This window comes from Streptomyces sp. NPDC008137 (assembly GCF_042957035.1).
Taxonomy (GTDB): domain Bacteria; phylum Actinomycetota; class Actinomycetes; order Streptomycetales; family Streptomycetaceae; genus Streptomyces.
Window position 1 is genome coordinate 292,095 of sequence record NZ_JBIBHN010000008.1, and the last position, 20,282, is coordinate 312,376.

25 protein-coding genes are annotated in these 20,282 nt (G+C 66.4%); 22 read left to right on the forward strand and 3 right to left on the reverse strand.

Features of this window, described 5'->3' with window-relative positions:
* Positions 1–48: 48 nt before the first annotated feature.
* Entirely contained in the window at positions 49–693 is a 645-nt protein-coding gene (locus ACFZBT_RS16435) for a hypothetical protein (RefSeq protein ID WP_391103538.1), read from the forward strand.
* A gap of 799 nt (positions 694–1,492) precedes the next feature.
* Here the strand turns inward: ACFZBT_RS16435 and ACFZBT_RS16440 are convergent.
* Positions 1,493–1,969, reverse strand: a complete 477-nt coding sequence (locus tag ACFZBT_RS16440) for an ATP-binding protein (RefSeq protein ID WP_391103540.1) — start codon at positions 1,967–1,969, stop codon at positions 1,493–1,495.
* A gap of 155 nt (positions 1,970–2,124) precedes the next feature.
* On the opposite strand from ACFZBT_RS16440, the gene ACFZBT_RS16445 reads away from it, so the two are divergent.
* Positions 2,125–3,003 carry a Scr1 family TA system antitoxin-like transcriptional regulator gene (locus tag ACFZBT_RS16445; protein ID WP_391103542.1) on the forward strand — a complete coding sequence of 293 codons (879 nt, stop codon included), beginning with the start codon at positions 2,125–2,127 and terminating at the stop codon, positions 3,001–3,003.
* On the forward strand, positions 3,000–3,203 hold the full coding sequence (locus ACFZBT_RS16450) for a DUF397 domain-containing protein (protein ID WP_391103544.1): 204 nt from the start codon (positions 3,000–3,002) through the stop codon (positions 3,201–3,203). The genes ACFZBT_RS16445 and ACFZBT_RS16450 overlap by 4 nt, the downstream gene beginning before the upstream one ends.
* Here the strand turns inward: ACFZBT_RS16450 and ACFZBT_RS16455 are convergent.
* Both ACFZBT_RS16455 and ACFZBT_RS16460 read right to left on the reverse strand, forming a co-directional pair.
* Positions 3,200–3,856, reverse strand: coding sequence for a histidine phosphatase family protein (locus ACFZBT_RS16455; protein ID WP_391103547.1), 657 nt, complete (start codon positions 3,854–3,856; stop codon positions 3,200–3,202). The two genes, ACFZBT_RS16450 and ACFZBT_RS16455, sit on opposite strands and share 4 nt — an antisense overlap.
* 35 nt (positions 3,857–3,891) lie before the next feature.
* Positions 3,892–5,340 (reverse strand): S41 family peptidase, encoded by a 1,449-nt coding sequence (locus tag ACFZBT_RS16460; protein ID WP_391103550.1) that lies wholly within the window; start codon positions 5,338–5,340, stop codon positions 3,892–3,894.
* Positions 5,341–5,476: 136 nt separating this feature from the next.
* Between ACFZBT_RS16460 and ACFZBT_RS16465 the strand changes: the two genes are divergently transcribed.
* The 19 genes from ACFZBT_RS16465 (at position 5,477) to rplN (ending at position 20,280) form a co-directional block, all read left to right on the forward strand.
* Complete coding sequence (locus ACFZBT_RS16465) at positions 5,477–5,998, forward strand: hypothetical protein (RefSeq protein WP_391103552.1); 522 nt, start codon at positions 5,477–5,479, stop codon at positions 5,996–5,998.
* A gap of 68 nt (positions 5,999–6,066) precedes the next feature.
* Positions 6,067–6,717, forward strand: coding sequence for a hypothetical protein (locus ACFZBT_RS16470; protein WP_391103554.1), 651 nt, complete (start codon positions 6,067–6,069; stop codon positions 6,715–6,717).
* A 6-nt stretch (positions 6,718–6,723) separates the two neighbouring features.
* Entirely contained in the window at positions 6,724–7,266 is a 543-nt protein-coding gene (locus ACFZBT_RS16475; RefSeq protein WP_391103556.1) for a barstar family protein, read from the forward strand.
* Between the two features lie 134 nt (positions 7,267–7,400).
* Positions 7,401–11,930, forward strand: coding sequence for a DUF6531 domain-containing protein (locus tag ACFZBT_RS16480; protein ID WP_391103558.1), 4,530 nt, complete (start codon positions 7,401–7,403; stop codon positions 11,928–11,930).
* A 106-nt stretch (positions 11,931–12,036) separates the two neighbouring features.
* A complete protein-coding gene (locus tag ACFZBT_RS16485; RefSeq protein ID WP_391103561.1) occupies positions 12,037–12,381 on the forward strand; it encodes a hypothetical protein in 345 nt (114 codons plus the stop codon).
* A gap of 26 nt (positions 12,382–12,407) precedes the next feature.
* Positions 12,408–13,391: an SUKH-3 domain-containing protein gene (locus tag ACFZBT_RS16490; RefSeq protein WP_391103679.1), complete on the forward strand. Its 984-nt coding sequence runs from the start codon at positions 12,408–12,410 to the stop codon at positions 13,389–13,391.
* Positions 13,392–13,515: 124 nt separating this feature from the next.
* A complete protein-coding gene (locus ACFZBT_RS16495) occupies positions 13,516–14,016 on the forward strand; it encodes a hypothetical protein (RefSeq protein ID WP_391103563.1) in 501 nt (166 codons plus the stop codon).
* 415 nt (positions 14,017–14,431) lie between these two features.
* Positions 14,432–14,740: a 30S ribosomal protein S10 gene (gene rpsJ / locus ACFZBT_RS16500; protein WP_003948644.1), complete on the forward strand. Its 309-nt coding sequence runs from the start codon at positions 14,432–14,434 to the stop codon at positions 14,738–14,740.
* Between the two features lie 17 nt (positions 14,741–14,757).
* The gene (rplC, locus tag ACFZBT_RS16505) at positions 14,758–15,402 is read left to right on the forward strand and encodes a 50S ribosomal protein L3 (protein ID WP_391103565.1); all 645 of its coding nucleotides are present in this window, start codon (positions 14,758–14,760) and stop codon (positions 15,400–15,402) included.
* A 7-nt stretch (positions 15,403–15,409) separates the two neighbouring features.
* Positions 15,410–16,066, forward strand: a complete 657-nt coding sequence (gene rplD, locus ACFZBT_RS16510; protein WP_391103568.1) for a 50S ribosomal protein L4 — start codon at positions 15,410–15,412, stop codon at positions 16,064–16,066.
* Positions 16,066–16,485, forward strand: a complete 420-nt coding sequence (gene rplW, locus ACFZBT_RS16515) for a 50S ribosomal protein L23 (RefSeq protein WP_031105224.1) — start codon at positions 16,066–16,068, stop codon at positions 16,483–16,485. The genes rplD and rplW overlap by 1 nt, the downstream gene beginning before the upstream one ends.
* Before the next feature lie 38 nt (positions 16,486–16,523).
* A complete protein-coding gene (gene rplB, locus ACFZBT_RS16520; RefSeq protein WP_030839671.1) occupies positions 16,524–17,360 on the forward strand; it encodes a 50S ribosomal protein L2 in 837 nt (278 codons plus the stop codon).
* 12 nt (positions 17,361–17,372) lie between these two features.
* Complete coding sequence (gene rpsS / locus ACFZBT_RS16525; protein WP_003992359.1) at positions 17,373–17,654, forward strand: 30S ribosomal protein S19; 282 nt, start codon at positions 17,373–17,375, stop codon at positions 17,652–17,654.
* 42 nt (positions 17,655–17,696) lie between these two features.
* Positions 17,697–18,044 (forward strand): 50S ribosomal protein L22, encoded by a 348-nt coding sequence (rplV, locus tag ACFZBT_RS16530; protein ID WP_030839668.1) that lies wholly within the window; start codon positions 17,697–17,699, stop codon positions 18,042–18,044.
* Positions 18,044–18,868: a 30S ribosomal protein S3 gene (gene rpsC, locus ACFZBT_RS16535; protein ID WP_184591448.1), complete on the forward strand. Its 825-nt coding sequence runs from the start codon at positions 18,044–18,046 to the stop codon at positions 18,866–18,868. Before rplV ends, rpsC begins: the two co-directional genes overlap by 1 nt.
* 5 nt (positions 18,869–18,873) lie before the next feature.
* Positions 18,874–19,293 carry a 50S ribosomal protein L16 gene (gene rplP, locus ACFZBT_RS16540; protein WP_382584709.1) on the forward strand — a complete coding sequence of 140 codons (420 nt, stop codon included), beginning with the start codon at positions 18,874–18,876 and terminating at the stop codon, positions 19,291–19,293.
* On the forward strand, positions 19,293–19,517 hold the full coding sequence (gene rpmC, locus ACFZBT_RS16545) for a 50S ribosomal protein L29 (RefSeq protein WP_010036720.1): 225 nt from the start codon (positions 19,293–19,295) through the stop codon (positions 19,515–19,517). Before rplP ends, rpmC begins: the two co-directional genes overlap by 1 nt.
* Positions 19,517–19,804 carry a 30S ribosomal protein S17 gene (gene rpsQ, locus ACFZBT_RS16550; protein ID WP_003992363.1) on the forward strand — a complete coding sequence of 96 codons (288 nt, stop codon included), beginning with the start codon at positions 19,517–19,519 and terminating at the stop codon, positions 19,802–19,804. Before rpmC ends, rpsQ begins: the two co-directional genes overlap by 1 nt.
* Positions 19,805–19,911: 107 nt before the next feature.
* Positions 19,912–20,280: a 50S ribosomal protein L14 gene (rplN, locus tag ACFZBT_RS16555; RefSeq protein WP_003992364.1), complete on the forward strand. Its 369-nt coding sequence runs from the start codon at positions 19,912–19,914 to the stop codon at positions 20,278–20,280.
* Positions 20,281–20,282 lie beyond the last annotated feature (2 nt).

Here is a 20,282-nt window from a genome sequence, read left to right on the forward strand (position 1 = left end):
GTTCACAATGAGAAAAACCGTGGGGGACCATGAGCGTGTGGGGGGACCATGAGTAAGAAGCACGCGCGGAAGATGCTGAGACGGATGGCGAGCGGGGAGCCCGTCGAGGTCGCGCCGACCATCGCGACCATGACGAAGCTCGCCCGACTCGCCGCCATAGCCCAGCAGTTCGGTTACGAGTACGCCGACATACGGCAGGGCGGTGGGCCGCAGGGCAACGGGTACGTGATGCTGATCGTGCCCGACCCGAGCCCCGAGGCCCGCGCGCGGGCCGAGCGGAACCGGGCGGCGTACCCGAACGCGAGCGACGGGGGCGCTCTGCCGCCCCTCGACCCCGGAGCGGTCGAGCTCCTCAAGGCCCGCATCACCTTCGACATCACCGCCAAGTACACCGACAGGCAACGGATCCTGCTGACCGCTGTCGGCGCCGTTCCGCTGGCCCTGCCCATCGGGTTCGGGCTCGCCACGGGCGTCACGGCCGTCGTCATCACTGTCGCCGTCTGGGCCGCGGTGATGGCCCTCATCCCTGTCGGGCTCCGTGTCAACCGACGCTACAGAGCCAAGTGCACCGCCCTTCTGCAGGCCGCCGGATTCACTCCGGTGACCGACCCGACCGGGCGGATGCGCTACCTGCCACCGGGCGGGCGGCTTCCCGGGCACGGCAACCCGTTCGCCGCGGGGAGCTCGTCCTGAGGGCAGGCAGCGAAAGGGCGATCTGTGGTATCCCCACGGATCGCCCAGGAGTGTCGTCGGCTGGCTCTGCCCGCGGTTGTCAGCCGCCGAGGATGGCGTCCTCGACCTGGACGGCGGCGTTGGCGTGACCGCGGGTGTTGGGGTGGACGAGGGCCCAGGTGTTGGGGTTGCCGTCGTTGCCGAGGCTTGGGGCTGGAGCCGACGCCTGCGCCGGGGCCGAGGGTGATGCATTTGCCGAGGATCTCGCCGAAGCCGAGGCTGTTGCCTCCGACGCCCACGGTGACCAGGTCGGTGTTGGGGGACAGGGCGTCGACCTGCGGGGGGACCGGGGCGAAGGGATGGTCGGGGTCGTGGATGTCGACTACGCCGGGGATATGCAGCTCGTAGCCGATGGGCGCCTGCTGGTTGTGTGAGACCTCGGCGATGGTCGCGTTGCCGCAGCTGACGTTGCGGAGACTGACCAGCGAGCCCAGGTCACGTTTGATGACCTCCGGGTAGGAGCCGGTGGTGCGCTGGCAGCCGTCGCGGGGCTCCTCGAAGGTGGGGCCGACTGCGTGGATGACGCCGGCGCTGTAGGAGTCGCGCCGAGCGCGACCCATTGCACGGAACCCGCTGCTGAGGCATGGGTGGAGTAGGTGCCGGAGGCAAGGAGACCGAGAGTCACGGCGGCTGCCGCTCCTGCCAGCCGCCTGCGGAATCGAGACATGCCGAACCCCTATCGGGACGGCCGCGATGAATGGCCTGGACGTGCTTGAGCTCCTCGCCCCGCTTCTTCGGGTGGAAGTCCCTGCCGGGGCGCTCACGACTGATGCCGCTCCGGGCCGACAGGTGGAACACCCTGCGTGGACGACGCCTGCAGCGCTTGGGTCTGTGCAGATTCCGGGGCGAGGTCCAGTTCGGCCCAGACGGTCTTGCGGGGCGGGAGCCCTGGGGTGACGCCCCAGCGGTCGGTGAGCGCGTCGACGAGGAGTAGGCCCCTGCCGGAATCGGACAGCGTCGGCAGACGGTCGTGGCGGGTGTCCGTCACCTCGATGCGGAGGGTGTCGGCGATGACGTAGAGGAGCAGGCGGAAGTCGCGGCCCGGGATGCGGCCGTGTGTCGCCGCGTTGACCGCTAGTTCCGCGACGACCTGCCTTGCCGGATCCAACGGCAGGCCCCAGGAGCGCAGTTGCTCGGCGGCCAGGAGGCGGGCGAGGCGGGCGCCGCGTGGGGTCGGCGACAGCTGGAGGCTGAAGTTGCGGAACCGGGTGGTGAGTTCGGGGGAGTTCTGCTTCACGTCACTCAGCGTGGCGGTCCGCGGTTACTGTGAACAGTGACTCAGCGGGTGCGTACGGTGACTGTCCGGAGCTTGTCCGGTGGTGTCCGGGCTGTCGGGGGCCGGGCGTACGGGCAGGGCGCTGGGCACGGTCGTACGACGGCGAAAGGTGCGGGATGACGGCGGTCGAGGCGGATTCGGGGCGGCTCAAGGGCGAGGCGGACGAGCCGGGTTGGGAGGTGGATCCCGACGATGAGTGGGGTGTTGCCGTCATCGCGACCGTCGGGCGACAGCTGAAGCTGCGGCGTGAGGCGGTGGGGATGCGGGCCGCGGAGTTCGGGACGGCCGTGGGTTATGGCGAGGACATGGTCTACAAGATCGAGGGTGGGAAGCGGATTCCTCGGCAGGACTATCTGGTCAGGGCGGATGAGGTGTTGGGGGCGGGTGGGCTCGTCGCGGCGGCTTGGGAGGACGTGAAGAGGGTTCGGTATCCCAAGAGGGTTCGGGAGCTGGCCAAGTTGGAGGGGCAGGCGGTGGAGATCGGGGTGTATGAGTGCAACAGCGTCAATGGCCTGTTGCAGACTCCGGAGCATGCGCGTGCCCTGTTCGAGGCAGCGCAGCCCCCGTATTCACCGGACGACGTGGAGCGGATGGTGGCTGCTCGCATGGCCCGACAGTCGGTCTTCGAACGGGACCCTGCTCCGTCTCTTCACTACGTCCTGGAAGAGGCGGTGCTGCACCGGCGGGTCGGAGGCACAATGGTCTGGCGACAGCAGCTTGAACGGCTTTTGGAGGTAGGGCACTTGCGTAACGTCACCCTTCAGGTCATGCCGACAGCCACTGACGCCCACCCGGGGGTTGACGGCAAGATCGAGCTGCTGAAGTTCCCGGACGGTACGGCGGTGGGTCGTTCCGACGGTGCGTTCAACGGACGGCCGACCTCAGATCCGAAGCAGCTCCGCATCCTTGAGCTGAGGTATGGCACCATCCGGGCGCAGGCTCTCTCACCTCGGGAGTCGTTGGCCTTCATCGAGCAAGTGCTGGGAGACACATGATCCGCAACGCTTCTGCCGAACTGGTCTGGTTCAAGAGCAGCTACAGCAGTGGTACGGACGGCAACTCCTGCGTCGAGGTCGCCATAGCCCCCCACACCATCCACGTCCGCGACTCGAAGCAGAACCAGGGCCCCCGACTCGCACTCTCCCTCACCGCGTGGGCGGGGTTCGTATCTGGCGTCGCGGAACCGGGACGTTAGTCGACCGCTTCTCCCGCAGGCCCGCTCTCCTCAGGGGCCCCGGCCTCGGGACCGATGGAACGGCCGGCCCACTCCCGCACCCGCCAGCCCTCGGCGGGGGTGCCGGTGAGGATGACGACTCCGGTGTTCTGCAGCACGTGCGCGGACGCGAAGCCGACGTCGATGTTCTCGGCCCGTGCCGCCGCCCACATACGGATGACGGCACCATGGCTGACCAGGGCCACCGTCTCAGCACCCGTACCCGAGGCCTCCTCGACCACGGCGTCGAAACGGCGTAGGGCTTCCACTCCGTTCTCTCCGCCCGGAATGCGCCGCTCGGTGTTTCCGGCGGACCAGGCGAAGGCGGTGCGCATATACGTCTCGATGGCGAGTGCGTCCCCTCGCATCTCCAGGTCGCCGGCGAACAGCTCCCGGATGCCGTCCCGGATGCGGACCTCCAGCCCTGTCCGCGTCGCCAGCGGCGCGGCGGTGAGCTGTGTGCGGAGCAGGGTGGAGGCGTAGAGGGCGCCGATTTCCTCACCGGTCAGCGCTGCCGGGAGGGCTGCTGCCTGCTGCTGCCCCAGCGGGGTGAGCGCCGGGCCCGGCTCCGCGGTGTCCAGGAGATGCTTGAGGTTGGAAGGGGTCTGGCCATGGCGAATGAGGAGCAGGCGCATGCCTCCCACTCTGGCACTCCTGGACCTCGTCCGAGTCAGTGGGATGCGGATGCGGATGCGGATGCGGGGGCGGATGCGGTTGCCGGCGCGCCGCGGTCCCGTAGGACATTGACCGCGCGGTCGAACGCCGAGTCCCGCTTCTTGGCGAACTCCTCCTTGGTGAAGACCGGTTCGGTCAGGTGGGGCTGGATGCCCGTGCCGTCGTAGGTTTGGCCGGAGCGGTTGAGGAACTCCTCATTTGGGAGGATCGCGGTCATGCCGTTGGGCAGGTTGCGTTCCATGACGTCCGAGAAGACGCCCTGGGTGGGCTGACCGACACGGATGGTGCCGCCGGGGCGGTTGATGAGGGACTGGGTGAAGGTCTCGCCCGCGCTGACGGTGGAGCCTCCGGTGAGTACGGCGATGGGGCCGGTGTAGCGGGGCCGCCCGTCGGCAGGCGTGACGGGGATGGGCTCGGGGCGGGTGTGCCGGGTGGGGTCGGTGGGGTGGTTGCGGGCGCGTTTGGCGTAGGCGACGTAGGGCTTGTCGGTGAGGCGCTCGGCGATGCGGATGCCGAGGGCGTCGGAGCCGCCGCCGTTGATGCGCAGGTCGATGATCAGGCCTCTGAGCCGCCGGGTGCGGTCCTTGGAGAGGATGGTGTCCAGGGCCTTGTCGAGCTCGGCGACGTGGGCGGTGTACGGGGCGTCCTCGGAGGTGTAGCCGTCGAAGCCGGAGATGCGGAGGTAGCCCTGGCGGGCGCTACCGGGCAGGTCGGCGTAGGTGATGCGGCCGTTCGCGAAGTCCTGGCGGTACGGGGCGCCCTTGAGGTCACGGTCGATGACGAACTTCTTGACCTTGGCGTCCAACGCCTCCGTGGGCATCTCGGTGCCCGGGCGGACCTGGGCGAAGACACGGTCCTCGTCCTCGTCCTCGACGGCGACATGGGCGTCGTAGAGAGGCCGCACCATGTCGCTGAAGATCCCGAAGAGCTCCTTGCGGGTGGTGTCCTTGTGCACCTTGGGCCGGTAGCGGTCCCGCATGTCCTGCCAGTCGATGTCCTTCGCGGCGAAGAAGGGGTAGTTCTCGGCGAAGGAGTGCCAGAAGACGTCGAAGGAGGTGCGGGGGTCCTTGGGGGCAGGGCGGGTGCAGTCGGTGGGGAGGTCGTGGATCCGCCGCAGCGCGCGGTGCCCGACCGAACTGTCCGCGCCGAGCGTGGCGCAGTCCTGGCCCGGGCCGGGGCGGACGGTCAGTACGGTGCCGTCGGCAGTCGTGTACGCGCCAGGGCCGGTGCGCCGGGCGGTGTCGCCCTCGATGCAGCTGACGGACGTCGTCTGGAACTCCTGAAGGGTGTCGCCGTCGATGGAGAGGACGGTGCCGTAGCCGTCCATGCGCCAGAGGCCGTCGGTGCCTTGTCTGGCGGGAGTGGAGGTGGCGGTGGCGGGTGCTGCCGCTGCCGCGGCGAGGGCCAGGGCGAGGGCGGTGGCTGTGGCTGCGGCGGTTCGCATGATCGGTTCCCCTGTTGTGTGGTCGTCTGTTTCCACAGTGCCCGGGGGAGCGGGGGCGGGCCATCCGGCGGGCTGGTGGACGGGGGTGGGGGCAGTCCCCGGCCTGTTGTCCACTGCCAGGCCGTGACACTGGAGCATGACTTCGAAACCAGCTGCTGGCGATGACCACCTCGACCTGGATGCGATCGAGGAGCTGTGCCTCGCCTCGACTCCGGATCCGGTGTTGGCCGCCTCCGCCAGGGAGATGGTGCCGCTACTCGTGGCGGAGGTCAGGCGCCTGCGCTGGCTCGTCTCCTTCGGAGCGTGCGACACGGCCGGCACGACCGGGACGGAGTTCGTGCTCGAGCTCGACGAGGAGATGCTGGCGTACTTCCGTGAGATGGCGGACGTACTGGTGGAGCGCATCGGCATCTCCCGGGCGGAGGCGGTCGCGAGGATCAACGCGTCGTACGGGACGCGGCAGTGGGTCGCCCTGGACCTGGAGCTCATGGGGCACGAGCTGCCCGAGTGCTGGGCCTACGGGGTGTACTACGGCCCGGATGAGCAACACCGCGTTCCGATGGGGAGCCCGACCGCAGACGCAGACATTGACCTCAGCACCCACCCCGTGCGCCCCGCGCCACCGAAGGACTCACCGTTCTGGACGCTGGAGGAGTAGTGGCACGATGAGCGCACGAATGATCGAGTGATTGATCGTGTGATCGAGCGAACGGGGAGGCCGTCGTCATGGCCCGCTACATGGAGACACTGACCGTCGAGCGGGGCGGTTTCCGGATCAAGGTGCCGGAGACGTGGTGGGAGTTCGACGTACGGCCGGAGTCGCGGGACGACTCGATCCGCCGCATGGTGAGCGAACGGGTGCAGCAGCGCCCGGAGTTGGAGCAGTACCGCGGCACCTACGTCGACTTCCTCCAGAAGGCCGCCGCCGATGCCTGGAAGTCGGGCGCGTTGTACTGCGGCTGCATGGCGGAGAATTTCGGCGGCGATACGCCGATAACCGGCTCGGTGACCGTCTCCCTGGTCGGCGGCCGTAACGAGCGGGGCGAGCCGCTGTCGAACGACCCCTCTGTCATCGCGAGCCAGCTCGCGGTCAAGGAGGCCAAGCGGGAGGGCGACTCCTGGCGCAAGGTGACGACGGTCGACATCCCGGGGGTCGGTCCCGCCGCCCGCACCCAGGGCATCGAGGACATCGCCGTACCCGGCGACGCCCTCAACCGCACCATCCGCGCTGTGCTGATGCAGACGTACATTCCGGTGCCGGGCCAGGAGGGCAAGGTGGCCCTGGTCGCCGGCAGCAGCCAGGTCCTGGACCTCGCGGACTCGTTCTTCGACATCTTCGACGCGATCACGTCGACCTTCCGGTTCACGGAGGCGTGATGAGGCATGACCGGTGTTGACTTCACAGGGACATCGAAGCCCTGGGTCATCTTCGTTTCGCGAGGAGATGCCAGCATTCAACGGCAGCTGTCAGGGCTGGAAGCGAGGGGAGGGCGCGTCCACCACTTCGAAGCCCGCGACCTGATCACCGAGGAGGGGATCTACCGCTCGTTCGCTGAGGTGCTGCAGTTCCCTGGCTACTTCGGGAGGAACTGGGACTCTGTGGTGGACTGCCTGGACGACCTGTGCGGTGCGGTGACGGGCGGAGTCGGGATCGCGGGTGTGATCCATGGCGCGGATCGACTGCTGGAGGCGGACTTCTTCCCCCTGTTCGTGTCAGTCCTTTGCCAGGGCGCCGACCGCGCGAATGCGGCGGTGGATCTCGATGGGCATCCCCTGGACCGTCCTGCGATCGCCGAACACTTCGTATTCGAGTTCCGTCAGTTCGATCGCGAGAAGGTGGCGCTGCGCATCGAACAACCTGACCTCACCGTCACCACCGGCGACTCCTTCGTCGCCGCCGCTCTCAACTTTCAGAGGTGGCACTGAAGTCGTGGCGAGCGGGCCGTGTCCAGCCGCGCCTGTGATGTGGGGGCTCACGTTTCCGTCGAACGGTTGTGCCTTGTAAGTTTACGTGTGCATACGGTTGTTGACGTTGATGTGCGCGTGACGGGGGTTGCGGTATGGCGGGGCACAGGCCGGCGGACTGGCACGTCCTGGATCTGGACAAGGACCCGACCCCGGGCGACCCGCAGCGGGTGCGCACACTCGCGAAGCAGTTGCACGACTTCGCCGACGACGTCTCCGACGCCCTTCGCCTGGTCAAGGGCATGGCGGGGGAGGGCACGCTCCTGGAGTGGGCGGGGAAGTCCGCGGATGTCTTCAAGGAGGACTTCGCGGATGTCCCGAAGAACCTGAAGAAGCTGAAGAAGTCGTACGAGATGTGCGGTGACGCGCTCTCCGATTTCTGGCCGAAGCTGGAGCGGGCGCAGTCGCTGGCGGACAAGGCCCTGCGCAAGGGCCGCGAGGCCCGCGACAGCCTCTCCTCGGCCCAGTCGCGCCTCACCTCGGCCGACTCGTGGGTGACGCGGGCCGGCAAGGAGGCGGACAAGTACAAGGACGACCCGACCGGCAGTAAGTCGGACGGGGACAAGCCGGACGAGGCGAAGGTGCGTGCCGCGACCCGGGATGTGCAGCACGCCAAGTCGGCTCAGACGAAGGCCCAGTCGGACGTCTCAGACGCGGAGGATGCTCTCGCGGCGGCGAAGAAGATGGCCGAGGACGCGCGCAAGATGCGTGACGAGGCGGCGCGTGAGGCGAAGTCGAAGATCGACGAGGCCTCGGATGCGGGCATCCAGAACCGGTCGTGGTGGGAGGACATCGGCGACTGGTTCGTCGACAACTGGGACAACATCGTCGCGGTCTGCAAGGTCGTCGTGACCGTCGTAGGCATCGTCGCGATGATCATCGGTGGGCCGATCCTGGGTGCGATCGTGCTGATCGCAGCCGCGGTGGTCCTCGCCGACACGCTCTACAAATACTCCAAAGGGCAGGCATCCCTATGGGATGTCGGGTTCGCGGCCTTGGACTGCATACCGGGCATGAAGGGGTTGACGACCCTCGGCGGGCTGGCCAAGGGGATGAAGGGGCTCAAGGCGACGCGCCTGAAGGGAATGGCCAACGCTGTACGGGGCCTTGCCAAGAGTGGCCGGAAGGCTGTCACCGAGGCTGGGAAAGGCGCGTACGACCGGGTCAAGTCCTTGTTCAAGCGCTGCGGTGACCCAGTCGACCCGGCCACCGGGTACATGTACATGCAGCAGACCGACATCGCGCTGCCAGGGACACTCCCGCTTGTCATCACCCGCCATGTCTCGTCGGGATATCGCAGCGGCTGGTGGTTCGGCCCCACTTGGGCCTCGACGATCGATCAGCGCCTTGAGGTGGACGAACAAGGGATCGTGTTCGTCACTGAGGACGGCATGCTGCTCACATACCCGCACCCCCAGGGGCTCAACGAGACGGTGCTGCCGGAATCAGGGCCACGCTGGCCGCTGGTGCGCTTGGAGCATGACGGTTACCGGATATCGAACCCCAGCACGGGGCACAGTCGGTACTTTGCGGCGCCCGTCGGCGGAGTGGCGGTCCTGGAGCGGATAGCCGATCGCAATCACAACACGATCACGTTCGACTACGACTCGGACGGCACACCCGTGGCGATACGGCATTCCGGCGGCTACTGCCTCGCCCTCACGGTCGATGAGCACCGCATCACTGCCCTGCGCCTGGTCGATGCCGTGGGCGGCTCAAGTTCGGATGTCGTGATCAAGCGGTATGGCTATACCGGCGGCAACCTCTCCCAGGTGATCAACTCCTCCGGTGTGCCGACGCAGTTCAGTTATGACGAACGTCTGCGCGTCACGTCATGGGAGGACACGAATCACTCGCGTTACTTCTACGCGTACGACCACAAAGATCGTTGCGTCCGCCAGGGCGGAGAGGCTGGGCACCTTGCCAATACCTTCGCCTACGACGGCATCGATCCCGCCTGGCCCGACTGCCGTGTGACCGAGGTCACCACAGCCGATGGCATCGCTTCCCGCTTCGCCGTCAACGACGCATGCCTGGTCGTCGGAGAGGTCGACTCCAGAGGCCAGAGCACTCGCTACGTCTTTGACAGCCGGAATCAGCTTCTCGCCCGCACTGATGCCCTCGGCCACACGACGAGTTATACCTGGGATGAGGACAGCAATCTCACCGTCGTCCAGCACGCTGATGGCGCAAGGACCAGCATGTCCTACAACCACTTCGGCCAACCGGTGGAAGTTGTGGAGCCGGGCGGCGCGACCTGGCGGTACGCCTTTGACGACCGAGGTAACCACCTCGCGACGGTTACTCCGGAGTCCGCGGTCACTCACTTCTCCTACGATGATGCCGGCCGACGGACGGCGATCATTGATCCCCTTGGCGGCCGGGCAGAGGTGGAGTGCGATGCCGCAGGTCTGCCGATCAAGGTGACGGACCCGGTGGGTGGTGTTACCCGTTATCAGCGAGACATTTTCGGGCGTCCGGTCGAGTTCATCGACCCGGCTGGGAACGCGACGCACCTGGAATGGACGGTGGAAGGCCGTATCTCCCGGCGCGTCGCGCCTGACGGAAGCACTGAGGTGTGGACGTACGACGGAGAAGGGAACTGCACCAGTCACACCGACGCCATTGGCGGTGTAACCACCTTCGAGTACACCCACTTCGACCTGCTGGCAGTCCGTACGGAACCCGACGGCGCCCGATACGCCTTTGAACACGACGCAGAACTACGGCTGACAGAGGTCGCGAATCCGCTCGGCCTGACATGGTCCTATACATACGACGACAGCGGTCTACTGACGGCCGAGACCGACTTCGACGGTCGCACGCATACCTACGCCCACGATGCAGCCGGTCGACTGACGACCTGGACCACCCCTGACGGTCAGAGGATCCGCTATGAGCGCGATGCACTCGGGCGTCCGGTGGTCAAGGACGTGCAGGGCGCAGTGACCACGTACGCATATGACGAAGCAGGCGATCTGATCGCGGCTTGTGGTCCTGACGCAGCGCTCACCTTGGAGCGCGACCGAGAGGGGCGAGTACTGTCGGAAACCGTCAACGGCCGGACGCTGAAGTACTCGTACGATCCGCTTGGGCGTCGTACGGGCCGTACGACACCGTCCGGTGCGGTCAGCCACTGGACTTACGACGCCGCGGGGAACCGCGCCGCGTTGGCTACTTCCGGTCGGCTCCTGAGTTTCTCCTTCGATGAGGCGGGCCGGGAGCTGTCCCGCTGTGTGGGCGAGAACCTCATGCTGGAACAGAACTACGACTCCATGGGCCGTTTGATCCGGCAGAACCTCTATGGCTTGGACGAGTGTCAAGTGAGGAGCCGTACCTATGCCTATCGCGCGGACGGGTACCTCATCCGCAGTACCGACGAAGTCGGCGGGAGCCGGCACATTGAGCTGGACCCCGCGGGTAGGGTCACCAGGATTCGTGCGCCAGAGTGGACAGAGGCCTACGCGTATGACGCTGCGGGCAACCAGACCCAGGCGATGTGGCCGAGCGGGATGCCGGGACAGGAAGCAGTCGGCTCCCGCAGCTACGCCGGCGCGCGCATTCAAAGGGCCGGAAACGTCCGCTATGAGCACGACGATGCGGGGCGGATCGCGCTACGTCAGAAGATCCGGTTGTCTCGTAAGCCGGACACCTGGCGCTTTCGCTGGGACGCCGAGGACCGGCTTATGTCTGTCGTCACTCCTGACGGGACGCGCTGGCGGTACCAGTACGACCCGCTTGGTCGGCGTATAGCCAAACAGCGATTGGCCGACACCGGCGAAACCGTCATCGAGCACGTGCACTTCGCTTGGGACGGAAGCACCCTGTGTGAGCAGACCAGCTTTTCCCCGGATGGTGGTGAAGCGATCACTCTCACATGGGACCACGACGGTCTGCGGCCTCTGTCGCAGACGGAACGCAAGACGACCGTTGACGCCGACATGGCGCAGTGCGAGATCGACCGCCGTTTCTACGCCATTGTTACCGACCTCATAGGCACTCCCATTGAACTGCTCGACGAGCAGGGGGAAACAGCCTGGCGCACTCGCACGACCCTTTGGGGTTGCACTGCGTGGAACCGTGAAGCAGTCGCCTACACGCCGCTTCGTTACCCGGGTCAGTATTACGACCCTGAGACAGGCCTCCACTACAACTACTTCCGGTATTATGACCCGGAAACCGCTCGCTATCTCACACCCGATCCCCTTGGGCTCACCCCTGACCCGAACCCGGACACGTACGTCCACAACCCTCATACTTGGGCCGATCCGCTCGGTCTGACCCCCTGCAAGGAAGACGAGATTCTTCCTGAGGGGTATACATCGTCCCCGGCACTGGAAAAGGATCCATATCACCCGGATAAGGTGAAGGAGCGGAGTGACGGGAACAGAGAGCTTTATGCGTCGACTCCGGCGGACAGGGCTGCCGAGCTTGGTTACAAGAGGAGGATCTCCCCTCAGAAGGCTCCCTTCCATTCCCACGGGCAAGAGGTGTTCTTCAACGGGAAGAATTACATCACGCCGGACGTGGACGGGCACAACGTCTCCGATGGATGGAAGATGTTCAACAAGAAGGGGCAGAGGGTTGGCACCTACGACGCAGACCTCAACTACATCAAGAAATGACGCCTTCTCCATTCAGGTAATTTCCGGGCCGTTGTCAGCGGAAGGGCAGCTCGATGAAGGAGCCGTCGGTTGCATCACGGTACGGGACTTTGAAGAGAATTTCCCGATGGATCTGACCTACTGGAGTGTGGAGCAGTACCGGGAAAGTTGGATTCAGTCCCTTCGGGTCCTCGAAACTGGTAATGACGTAACATCATGCCTCATCTCGTCCATCACGGACCCAGTCAACACCAACTTCATCTTCTGCTGGCCTCTCTACAGGTTGGGGGATATTGTCTACGTTCGGAACTCGATCATTTTTCTCGAAGAGCTCGAGGAAGATTTTGCCCCTGACGAGCCATGGCGCTTCGTTGAACCACGATCCGCGTTTGACGAAGACGGGAACGAGATCTCCGAGTGGCACACATCCTTCAACGCAGTCAGTGACTTTCTTCGTGTGATGCAGTCCTGAACCAGGCGTGATTCGTCGAGATGATGATGCGGCCGTACGTCAACCGTGGCAGGCGCGGCTGGCCCTCGCAGACCGAAGAGGTGCTGCGCCGCGCAGGCTGGCGCCCCGGTCGTTCGGTGCCCACAGGTACCTGGGAGTCGGTCCTGAACGAGCGTGGGGGCTTTGTGGCCCACGACGCCGCACGCCGGTTTCTTTCCGAATTCGGCGGACTGGTGACCTACGGCCTGCCCGCCGACTCGATCACCACGTCGTCCGCCATCCGGTTCGATCCCCCTCGCGCCCAGTGGCAGGGCGAGCGGTTCGCGGAGGCGAGCCGGGAAGCCGGGGCCCTCCTCTACCCCGTCGGCACGGCGGACGAGGGCGCCAGTTTCCTGGGGATCACCGAGGACGGAGCCCTTTACCTCGTGAGGGACCGTGTGGAACTGCTGGCACCGACCACTGACCAGGCGTTGCCCCGCCTGGTCGAGGCGCAGGCTGCCCGGTCCGCTCTCTGGAAGCCCAGCGTTCCGATGGCCGACGCCCCCTTCTGGCGGCGGCTGCACACCGTGGAGACCGGCCCGGACGCGGGGACGCGCTGGTCCGAGGAGACGGACCGGGTGCTGCGGGCGGGCGGCTGGTTCCCGGGCCGGTCGGTTCCCGCGGAGACCTGGGAGAGCATCCTTCTGCAGACCGGCGAGTTTGAGATCCACGAAGCGGCGAGACGCTTCCTGTCGGAATTCGGCGCCGTGGGCGTGTCCTACCGCGAGCCGTGGGACTCAATGCCGTGGGTGGAGTTCTCGCTGGACCCGCTGCTTGCGTTCTGGGACGCGGAGATCATCGACGACCTCGCCGAGCAGGCGGGCGTCGACCTGTACCCGATCGGCATGCGCGACCGCGGGGACCAGCACCTGGCCATGGCGGAGGACGGCTCGGTCTACGCCGGCATGGACAGCGTCTGGCTGCTGGCTCCCACACCCGACGAGGCTTTGCAGGCACTCACCAGCAGGATTCAGCCGACGGCTTCCTATTGACCGACGGCTGGTGAGAGAGGGTGGTAGGGCGTGGCGTGCGACCTCACGGACCGACCTCGGGTTGGAGGAATGCCTGATAGCGCGCATGCGCCACGAGCCCCACACACCAGCGCGAGGAACCTCCATGGATCTCACCGGCCACTCGACCGACCTCGTGGTCGACGCGTCGTTTCCAGAGGGCATGCGCCGTTTCATCGGACGCGGACAGCAGCGGTGGCCAGGGCTGTTCCTGTACGGGGAGCCACTCCCGCCCGGCGCCCCGGCCGACTGGCGGTTGCCCGAGCCGGACGACGACGGCCTCTCGGGCATTGTCACGTTCAGCTCCGGCCAGGAGATGGAGGACCTCTGGGAGGAACACGGCTACGCCCTCGACGCCGAGGGGCAAGGGCCCTACGCCGTCTTCTACCGTCATCACGCGCAGCCTCTGCACGCGGCGACGGTTTCCGGGGTCCATGCTTCCTCGCGGGAGGACGCGGCAGCGGTCGAGGGGACGCGGCTCCTGCTGTCCCAGTACTACGCCGTCAGCATCGTCACCCCGGAGGACCCGGGCACGGACCCGTTCTCCAGGAGTGTTCTCCATGACTTCCTGGCGTCCTTCGGCGGGCCCACGGCCACCCCGGTTTGACCTACGTCACCCCCGGGGTATTCTCCTCGGCTCGATTGGCGCCGCCCCCGCCCCATATGGCAGACTGTCCGAGTTGCTCGGTCGAGTGTTGATGCTGCGCGCCTCCCGCCGGGAGGACTGGAAGCGAGTCCCACAGTACTCGTCGCCCCAACTGCCTTACGGCAGCGCTGAGGCGGACGTACGGGAATCTTCCGGGAAGTGTCAGCGCGGCACCGGCCAGGCACCCGGTGGGCCTTCCGCCCCCGGCTCGCGGTTCCGGCAGGGCCGTGTGCAATCCCGCAGGGATGTTCGAACAAGGGGCATCCATGTCAGCGAGAGTGCGACACGCCCGACCGCGTGGGTCGGAGGAACGAAGGCAGCAGAAGGAATCCGCCGGGTTCCAGAGCGTTACGAGAGACAGGACTACTGAGTAGCCATGGCGGGACAGAAGATCCGCATCCGGCTCAAGGCCTACGACCACGAGGTCATCGACTCCTCGGCGAAGAAGATCGTCGAGACGGTGACTCGCACTGGTGCGTCGGTCGCGGGCCCGGTGCCGCTGCCCACTGAGAAGAACGTGTACTGCGTCATCAAGTCGCCGCACAAGTACAAGGACTCGCGCGAGCACTTCGAGATGCGCACGCACAAGCGCCTGATCGACATTCTCGACCCGACCCCCAAGACCGTTGACTCTCTGATGCGACTCGACCTCCCGGCCGGTGTCGACATCGAGATCAAGCTCTGAAGGCCGGTGATCTGAGAATGGCTAAGCAGATCAAGGGCATCCTGGGCGAGAAGCTCGGCATGACGCAGGTGTGGGACGCGAACAACCGCGTTGTTCCGGTCACCGTCGTCAAGGCCGGCCCCAACGTCGTCACCCAGGTCCGCACGAACGACGTCGACGGCTACGAGTCCGTCCAGATCGCGTTCGGCGAGATCGACCCGCGCAAGGTGAACAAGCCCCTCAAGGGCCACTTCGCCAAGGCCGACGTCACTCCCCGCCGCCACCTCGTCGAGATCCGTACCGCTGACGCCAGCGAGTACACCCTCGGCCAGGAGATCACCGCCGAGGTGTTCGAGGCCGGTATCAAGGTCGACGTGACCGGCAAGAGCAAGGGCAAGGGCTTCGCCGGTGTCATGAAGCGCCACAACTTCCGTGGCCTCGGCGCCGGACACGGCACCCAGCGCAAGCACCGCTCTCCCGGTTCCATCGGTGGCTGCGCCACCCCGGGCCGTGTGTTCAAGGGCCTCCGCATGGCGGGTCGCATGGGCAACGAGCGGGTCACCACCCAGAACCTGACCGTCCACGCCGTTGACGCGGAGAAGGGTCTGCTGCTCATCAAGGGCGCGGTTCCCGGTCCGAACGGCGGCCTCGTCCTGGTCCGCACCGCGGCCAAGGGGGCCTGAGGTACCGATGAGCACTGTTGACATCCTTTCGCCTGCGGGCGAGAAGACCGGTAGCGTCGAGCTCCCCGCGGAGATCTTCGGCGTGGAGAAGATCAGCATCCCGCTGATCCACCAGGTCGTCGTCGCGCAGAACGCCGCTGCCCGCCAGGGCACGCACAAGACCAAGCGTCGCGGTGAAGTCCGTGGTGGCGGCAAGAAGCCGTACCGCCAGAAGGGCACCGGTCGCGCCCGTCAGGGTTCGACCCGCGCGCCGCAGTTCGCCGGTGGTGGCGTCGTGCACGGTCCCGTGCCGCGCGACTACTCGCAGCGGACCCCGAAGAAGATGAAGGCTGCCGCTCTGCGTCACGCCCTCACCGACCGGGCCCGCCACAACCGCATCCACGTCGTCTCCGGCGTCATCGAGGGTGAGAACCCGTCGACGAAGGCCGCCAAGACGCTGTTCGGCAAGATCTCGGAGCGCAAGAACCTGCTCCTGGTCGTCGACCGCGCCGATGAGGCCGCGTGGCTGTCCGCCCGTAACCTGCCCCAGGTCCACATCCTGGAGCCGGGCCAGCTGAACACGTACGACGTTCTCGTCTCGGACGACGTGGTCTTCACCCAGGCCGCCTTCGAGTCCTTCGTGTCCGGCCCGAAGGCCAATGACACCGAAGGGAGCGAGGCCTGATGGCTATCCGTCACCCCGCTATCGCCTCCAAGGCGGCGAAGAAGGCCAAGGCCGCGCGCGTCGCCAAGGCGCGCCGCCACGCCGCCGAGGGCAAGAACACCGTCGAGACCCCGCTGAGCAAGTCCTTCACGGACCCCCGTGACGTGCTGCTCAAGCCGGTTGTCTCGGAGAAGAGCTACGCGCTCCTCGACGAGGGCAAGTACACGTTCGTCGTCGACCCGAGCGCCAACAAGACCCAGATCAAGCAGGCCGTCCAGGCGGTCTTCTCGGTCAAGGTCACCGGGGTCAACACGATCAACCGCCAGGGCAAGCGCAAGCGGACCCGCACTGGCTTCGGCCAGCGCGCGTCCACCAAGCGCGCGATCGTGACCCTCGCTGAGGGCGACCGTATCGACATCTTCGGCGGTCCGACCGCGTAAGCGGGTCGGATCGTCCGATATCGGACGAGGACTGAGAAATGGGAATCCGCAAGTACAAGCCGACTACGCCGGGCCGTCGCGGCTCCAGCGTCGCCGACTTCGTCGAGGTCACGCGGTCCACGCCGGAGAAGTCGTTGGTCCGCCCCCTGCACAGCAAGGGTGGCCGTAACAACTCCGGTCGTGTGACCGTCCGCCACCAGGGCGGTGGCCACAAGCGCGCCTACCGCGTGATCGACTTCCGTCGTCACGACAAGGACGGCGTGCCGGCGAAGGTCGCGCACATCGAGTACGACCCCAACCGCACCGCGCGCATCGCGCTGCTGCACTACGCCGACGGCGAGAAGCGCTACATCCTCGCCCCGCGCAACCTGCAGCAGGGTGACCGCGTAGAGAACGGCCCCGGGGCCGACATCAAGCCGGGCAACAACCTTGCCCTGCGCAACATCCCGGTCGGTACGACGCTGCACGCCATCGAGCTGCGTCCCGGCGGCGGTGCGAAGTTCGCCCGCTCCGCCGGCGCCTCGGTGCAGCTGCTCGCGAAGGAGGGCTCGATGGCCCACCTCCGCATGCCGTCCGGTGAGATCCGCCTGGTCGACCAGCGCTGCCGCGCCACGGTCGGCGAGGTGGGCAACGCCGAGCAGAGCAACATCAACTGGGGTAAGGCGGGCCGTAAGCGCTGGCTGGGCGTTCGCCCGACCGTGCGTGGTGTGGTCATGAACCCGGTGGACCACCCGCACGGTGGTGGCGAAGGCCGTACCTCGGGTGGTCGTCACCCGGTGTCCCCCTGGGGCAAGAAGGAAGGCCGTACTCGTTCGCCCAAGAAGGCGTCGAACAAGTACATCGTCCGCCGCCGCAAGACGAACAAGAAGCGCTAAGGACGGGTTGAGATGCCTCGTAGCTTGAAGAAGGGGCCCTTCGTCGACGACCACCTGATCAAGAAGGTGGACGCACAGAACGAAGCCGGCACCAAGAACGTCATCAAGACCTGGTCCCGTCGCTCCATGATCGTGCCGGCCATGCTCGGCCACACGCTCGCGGTGCACAACGGCAAGACCCACATTCCGGTGTTTGTCACCGAGTCGATGGTCGGCCACAAGCTCGGCGAGTTCTCGCCGACGCGCACCTTCCGGGGTCACGTCAAGGACGACCGGAAGTCGAAGCGCCGCTAAGCGCGGGGTGGAATGACCATGACAGACACTGGAAGGACAACCATGGAAGCCAGGGCCCAGGCGCGGTACATCCGCGTCACGCCCATGAAGGCCCGCCGCGTGGTGGACCTCATCCGTGGCCTGAACGCCACGGAGGCTCAGGCGGTCCTGCGTTTCGCCCCGCAGGCCGCGAGCCAGCCGGTCGGCAAGGTGCTGGACAGCGCCATTGCCAACGCCGCGCACAACTACGACCACACCGATGTCGACAGCCTCTTCGTCTCCGAGGCCTACGTCGACGAGGGCCCGACCCTGAAGCGGTTCCGTCCGCGCGCCCAGGGCCGTGCCTACCGGATCCGCAAGCGGACCAGCCACATCACCGTGGTCGTCAGCAGCAAGGAAGGAACCCGGTAATGGGCCAGAAGGTAAACCCGCACGGGTTCCGGCTCGGTGTCACGACCGACTTCAAGTCGCGTTGGTACGCCGACAAGCTGTACAAGGACTACGTCAAGGAAGACGTCGCCATCCGTCGGATGATGACGTCCGGCATGGAGCGCGCCGGCATCTCCAAGGTCGAGATCGAGCGCACCCGTGACCGTGTGCGTGTGGACATCCACACCGCGCGTCCGGGCATCGTCATCGGCCGCCGTGGCGCCGAGGCCGACCGCATCCGCGGTGACCTCGAGAAGCTCACGGGCAAGCAGGTCCAGCTGAACATCCTCGAGGTCAAGAGCCCCGAGACGGACGCTCAGCTGGTTGCCCAGGCCGTCGCCGAGCAGCTCTCCTCCCGCGTCTCCTTCCGTCGCGCCATGCGCAAGAGCATGCAGGGCACGATGAAGGCCGGCGCCAAGGGCATCAAGATCCAGTGCGGTGGCCGCCTCGGTGGCGCCGAGATGTCCCGCTCGGAGTTCTACCGCGAGGGCCGTGTGCCCCTGCACACGCTCCGCGCGAACGTGGACTACGGCTTCTTCGAGGCCAAGACGACCTTCGGCCGCATCGGTGTGAAGGTCTGGATCTACAAGGGCGACGTCAAGAACATCGCCGAGGTCCGCGCAGAGAACGCCGCTGCCCGCGCGGGTAACCGCCCGGCCCGCGGCGGTGCCGACCGCCCGGCCCGTGGTGGCCGCGGTGGCGAGCGGCGCGGTCGCAAGCCGCAGCAGGCTGCCGGCGCCGAGGCCCCCAAGGCCGAGGCTCCCGCGTCCGCCGCTCCGGCTGAGAGCACCGGAACGGAGGCCTGACCGAAATGCTGATCCCCCGTAGGGTCAAGCACCGCAAGCAGCACCACCCCAAGCGCAACGGCATGTCCAAGGGTGGCACGCAGGTTGCGTTCGGCGAGTACGGCATTCAGGCCATGACCCCGGCTTACGTGACGAACCGGCAGATCGAGGCAGCTCGTATCGCCATGACCCGTCACATCAAGCGTGGCGGCAAGGTCTGGATCAACATCTACCCGGACCGCCCCCTCACGAAGAAGCCCGCCGAGACCCGCATGGGTTCCGGTAAGGGTTCTCCGGAGTGGTGGATCGCCAACGTCAAGCCCGGACGCGTGATGTTCGAGCTGTCGTACCCCAACGAGAAGATCGCGCGCGAGGCCCTGACCCGTGCGGCTCACAAGCTGCCGATGAAGTGCAAGATCGTCAAGCGCGAGGCAGGTGAAGCGTGATGTCGGCCGGTACCAAGGCGTCCGAGCTGCGCGAGCTGGGCAACGAGGAGCTGCTCAACAAGCTCCGCGAGGCCAAGGAAGAGCTGTTCAACCTCCGCTTCCAGGCGGCGACGGGCCAGCTCGAGAACCACGGCCGGCTGAAGGCCGTCCGTAAGGACATCGCGCGGATCTACACCCTGATGCGTGAGCGCGAGCTGGGCATCGAGACGGTGGAGAGCGCCTGATGAGTGAGAGCAACGTGACTGAGCAGACTGCAGAGGCCCGCGGCTTCCGCAAGACCCGTGAGGGTCTCGTCGTCAGCGACAAGATGGACAAGACCGTCGTCGTCGCCGTCGAGGACCGCGTCAAGCACGCGCTGTACGGCAAGGTCATCCGCCGTACCAACAAGCTCAAGGCGCACGACGAGCAGAACGCCGCGGGCGTCGGCGACCGTGTCCTCCTCATGGAGACCCGGCCGCTGTCCGCGACGAAGCGCTGGCGCGTCGTCGAGATCCTCGAGAAGGCCAAGTAATCCCTCCTAGGGGGACCCCCTAGGAATAGTTCCGCCAGGCTCGGCAGGGGCCGACCTCGTACGAGGGAAGCCCCTGCCGGGAACCGGCAGACAACCAGGAGATAGACGTGATCCAGCAGGAGTCGCGACTGCGAGTCGCCGACAACACGGGTGCGAAGGAAATCCTCTGCATCCGTGTGCTCGGTGGCTCCGGTCGCCGCTACGCGGGTATCGGTGACGTCATCGTCGCCACCGTCAAGGACGCGATCCCCGGCGGCAACGTGAAGAAGGGTGACGTCATCAAGGCGGTCATCGTTCGCACCGTCAAGGAGCGCCGCCGTCCGGACGGCTCGTACATCCGCTTCGACGAGAACGCCGCTGTCATTCTGAAGAACGACGGCGACCCTCGTGGCACCCGTATCTTCGGCCCGGTCGGCCGTGAGCTGCGCGAGAAGAAGTTCATGAAGATCATCTCCCTCGCGCCGGAGGTGCTGTGAGC

Excerpts from the sequence above, each read along its gene's own strand:
- rplW (WP_031105224.1), top strand. The coding sequence starts at position 16,066 with ATGGCTATCCGTCACCCCGCTATCGCCTCCAAGGCGGCGAAGAAGGCC.
- rpsS (WP_003992359.1), top strand. The coding sequence starts at position 17,373 with ATGCCTCGTAGCTTGAAGAAGGGGCCCTTCGTCGACGACCACCTGATC.
- rpsQ (WP_003992363.1), top strand. The coding sequence starts at position 19,517 with ATGAGTGAGAGCAACGTGACTGAGCAGACTGCAGAGGCCCGCGGCTTC.
- rplV (WP_030839668.1), top strand. The coding sequence starts at position 17,697 with ATGGAAGCCAGGGCCCAGGCGCGGTACATCCGCGTCACGCCCATGAAG.
- rplB (WP_030839671.1), top strand. The coding sequence starts at position 16,524 with ATGGGAATCCGCAAGTACAAGCCGACTACGCCGGGCCGTCGCGGCTCC.
- ACFZBT_RS16455 (WP_391103547.1), bottom strand. The coding sequence starts at position 3,856 with ATGCGCCTGCTCCTCATTCGCCATGGCCAGACCCCTTCCAACCTCAAG.
- ACFZBT_RS16480 (WP_391103558.1), top strand. The coding sequence starts at position 7,401 with ATGGCGGGGCACAGGCCGGCGGACTGGCACGTCCTGGATCTGGACAAG.
- rpmC (WP_010036720.1), top strand. The coding sequence starts at position 19,293 with ATGTCGGCCGGTACCAAGGCGTCCGAGCTGCGCGAGCTGGGCAACGAG.
- ACFZBT_RS16435 (WP_391103538.1), top strand. The coding sequence starts at position 49 with ATGAGTAAGAAGCACGCGCGGAAGATGCTGAGACGGATGGCGAGCGGG.
- ACFZBT_RS16495 (WP_391103563.1), top strand. The coding sequence starts at position 13,516 with ATGGATCTCACCGGCCACTCGACCGACCTCGTGGTCGACGCGTCGTTT.
- ACFZBT_RS16475 (WP_391103556.1), top strand. The coding sequence starts at position 6,724 with ATGACCGGTGTTGACTTCACAGGGACATCGAAGCCCTGGGTCATCTTC.
- rplD (WP_391103568.1), top strand. The coding sequence starts at position 15,410 with ATGAGCACTGTTGACATCCTTTCGCCTGCGGGCGAGAAGACCGGTAGC.
- ACFZBT_RS16445 (WP_391103542.1), top strand. The coding sequence starts at position 2,125 with ATGACGGCGGTCGAGGCGGATTCGGGGCGGCTCAAGGGCGAGGCGGAC.
- rplC (WP_391103565.1), top strand. The coding sequence starts at position 14,758 with ATGGCTAAGCAGATCAAGGGCATCCTGGGCGAGAAGCTCGGCATGACG.
- ACFZBT_RS16485 (WP_391103561.1), top strand. The coding sequence starts at position 12,037 with ATGGATCTGACCTACTGGAGTGTGGAGCAGTACCGGGAAAGTTGGATT.
- ACFZBT_RS16460 (WP_391103550.1), bottom strand. The coding sequence starts at position 5,340 with ATGCGAACCGCCGCAGCCACAGCCACCGCCCTCGCCCTGGCCCTCGCC.
- rplP (WP_382584709.1), top strand. The coding sequence starts at position 18,874 with ATGCTGATCCCCCGTAGGGTCAAGCACCGCAAGCAGCACCACCCCAAG.
- ACFZBT_RS16450 (WP_391103544.1), top strand. The coding sequence starts at position 3,000 with ATGATCCGCAACGCTTCTGCCGAACTGGTCTGGTTCAAGAGCAGCTAC.
- ACFZBT_RS16465 (WP_391103552.1), top strand. The coding sequence starts at position 5,477 with ATGACTTCGAAACCAGCTGCTGGCGATGACCACCTCGACCTGGATGCG.
- ACFZBT_RS16490 (WP_391103679.1), top strand. The coding sequence starts at position 12,408 with ATGCGGCCGTACGTCAACCGTGGCAGGCGCGGCTGGCCCTCGCAGACC.
- rpsJ (WP_003948644.1), top strand. The coding sequence starts at position 14,432 with ATGGCGGGACAGAAGATCCGCATCCGGCTCAAGGCCTACGACCACGAG.
- rpsC (WP_184591448.1), top strand. The coding sequence starts at position 18,044 with ATGGGCCAGAAGGTAAACCCGCACGGGTTCCGGCTCGGTGTCACGACC.
- ACFZBT_RS16470 (WP_391103554.1), top strand. The coding sequence starts at position 6,067 with ATGGCCCGCTACATGGAGACACTGACCGTCGAGCGGGGCGGTTTCCGG.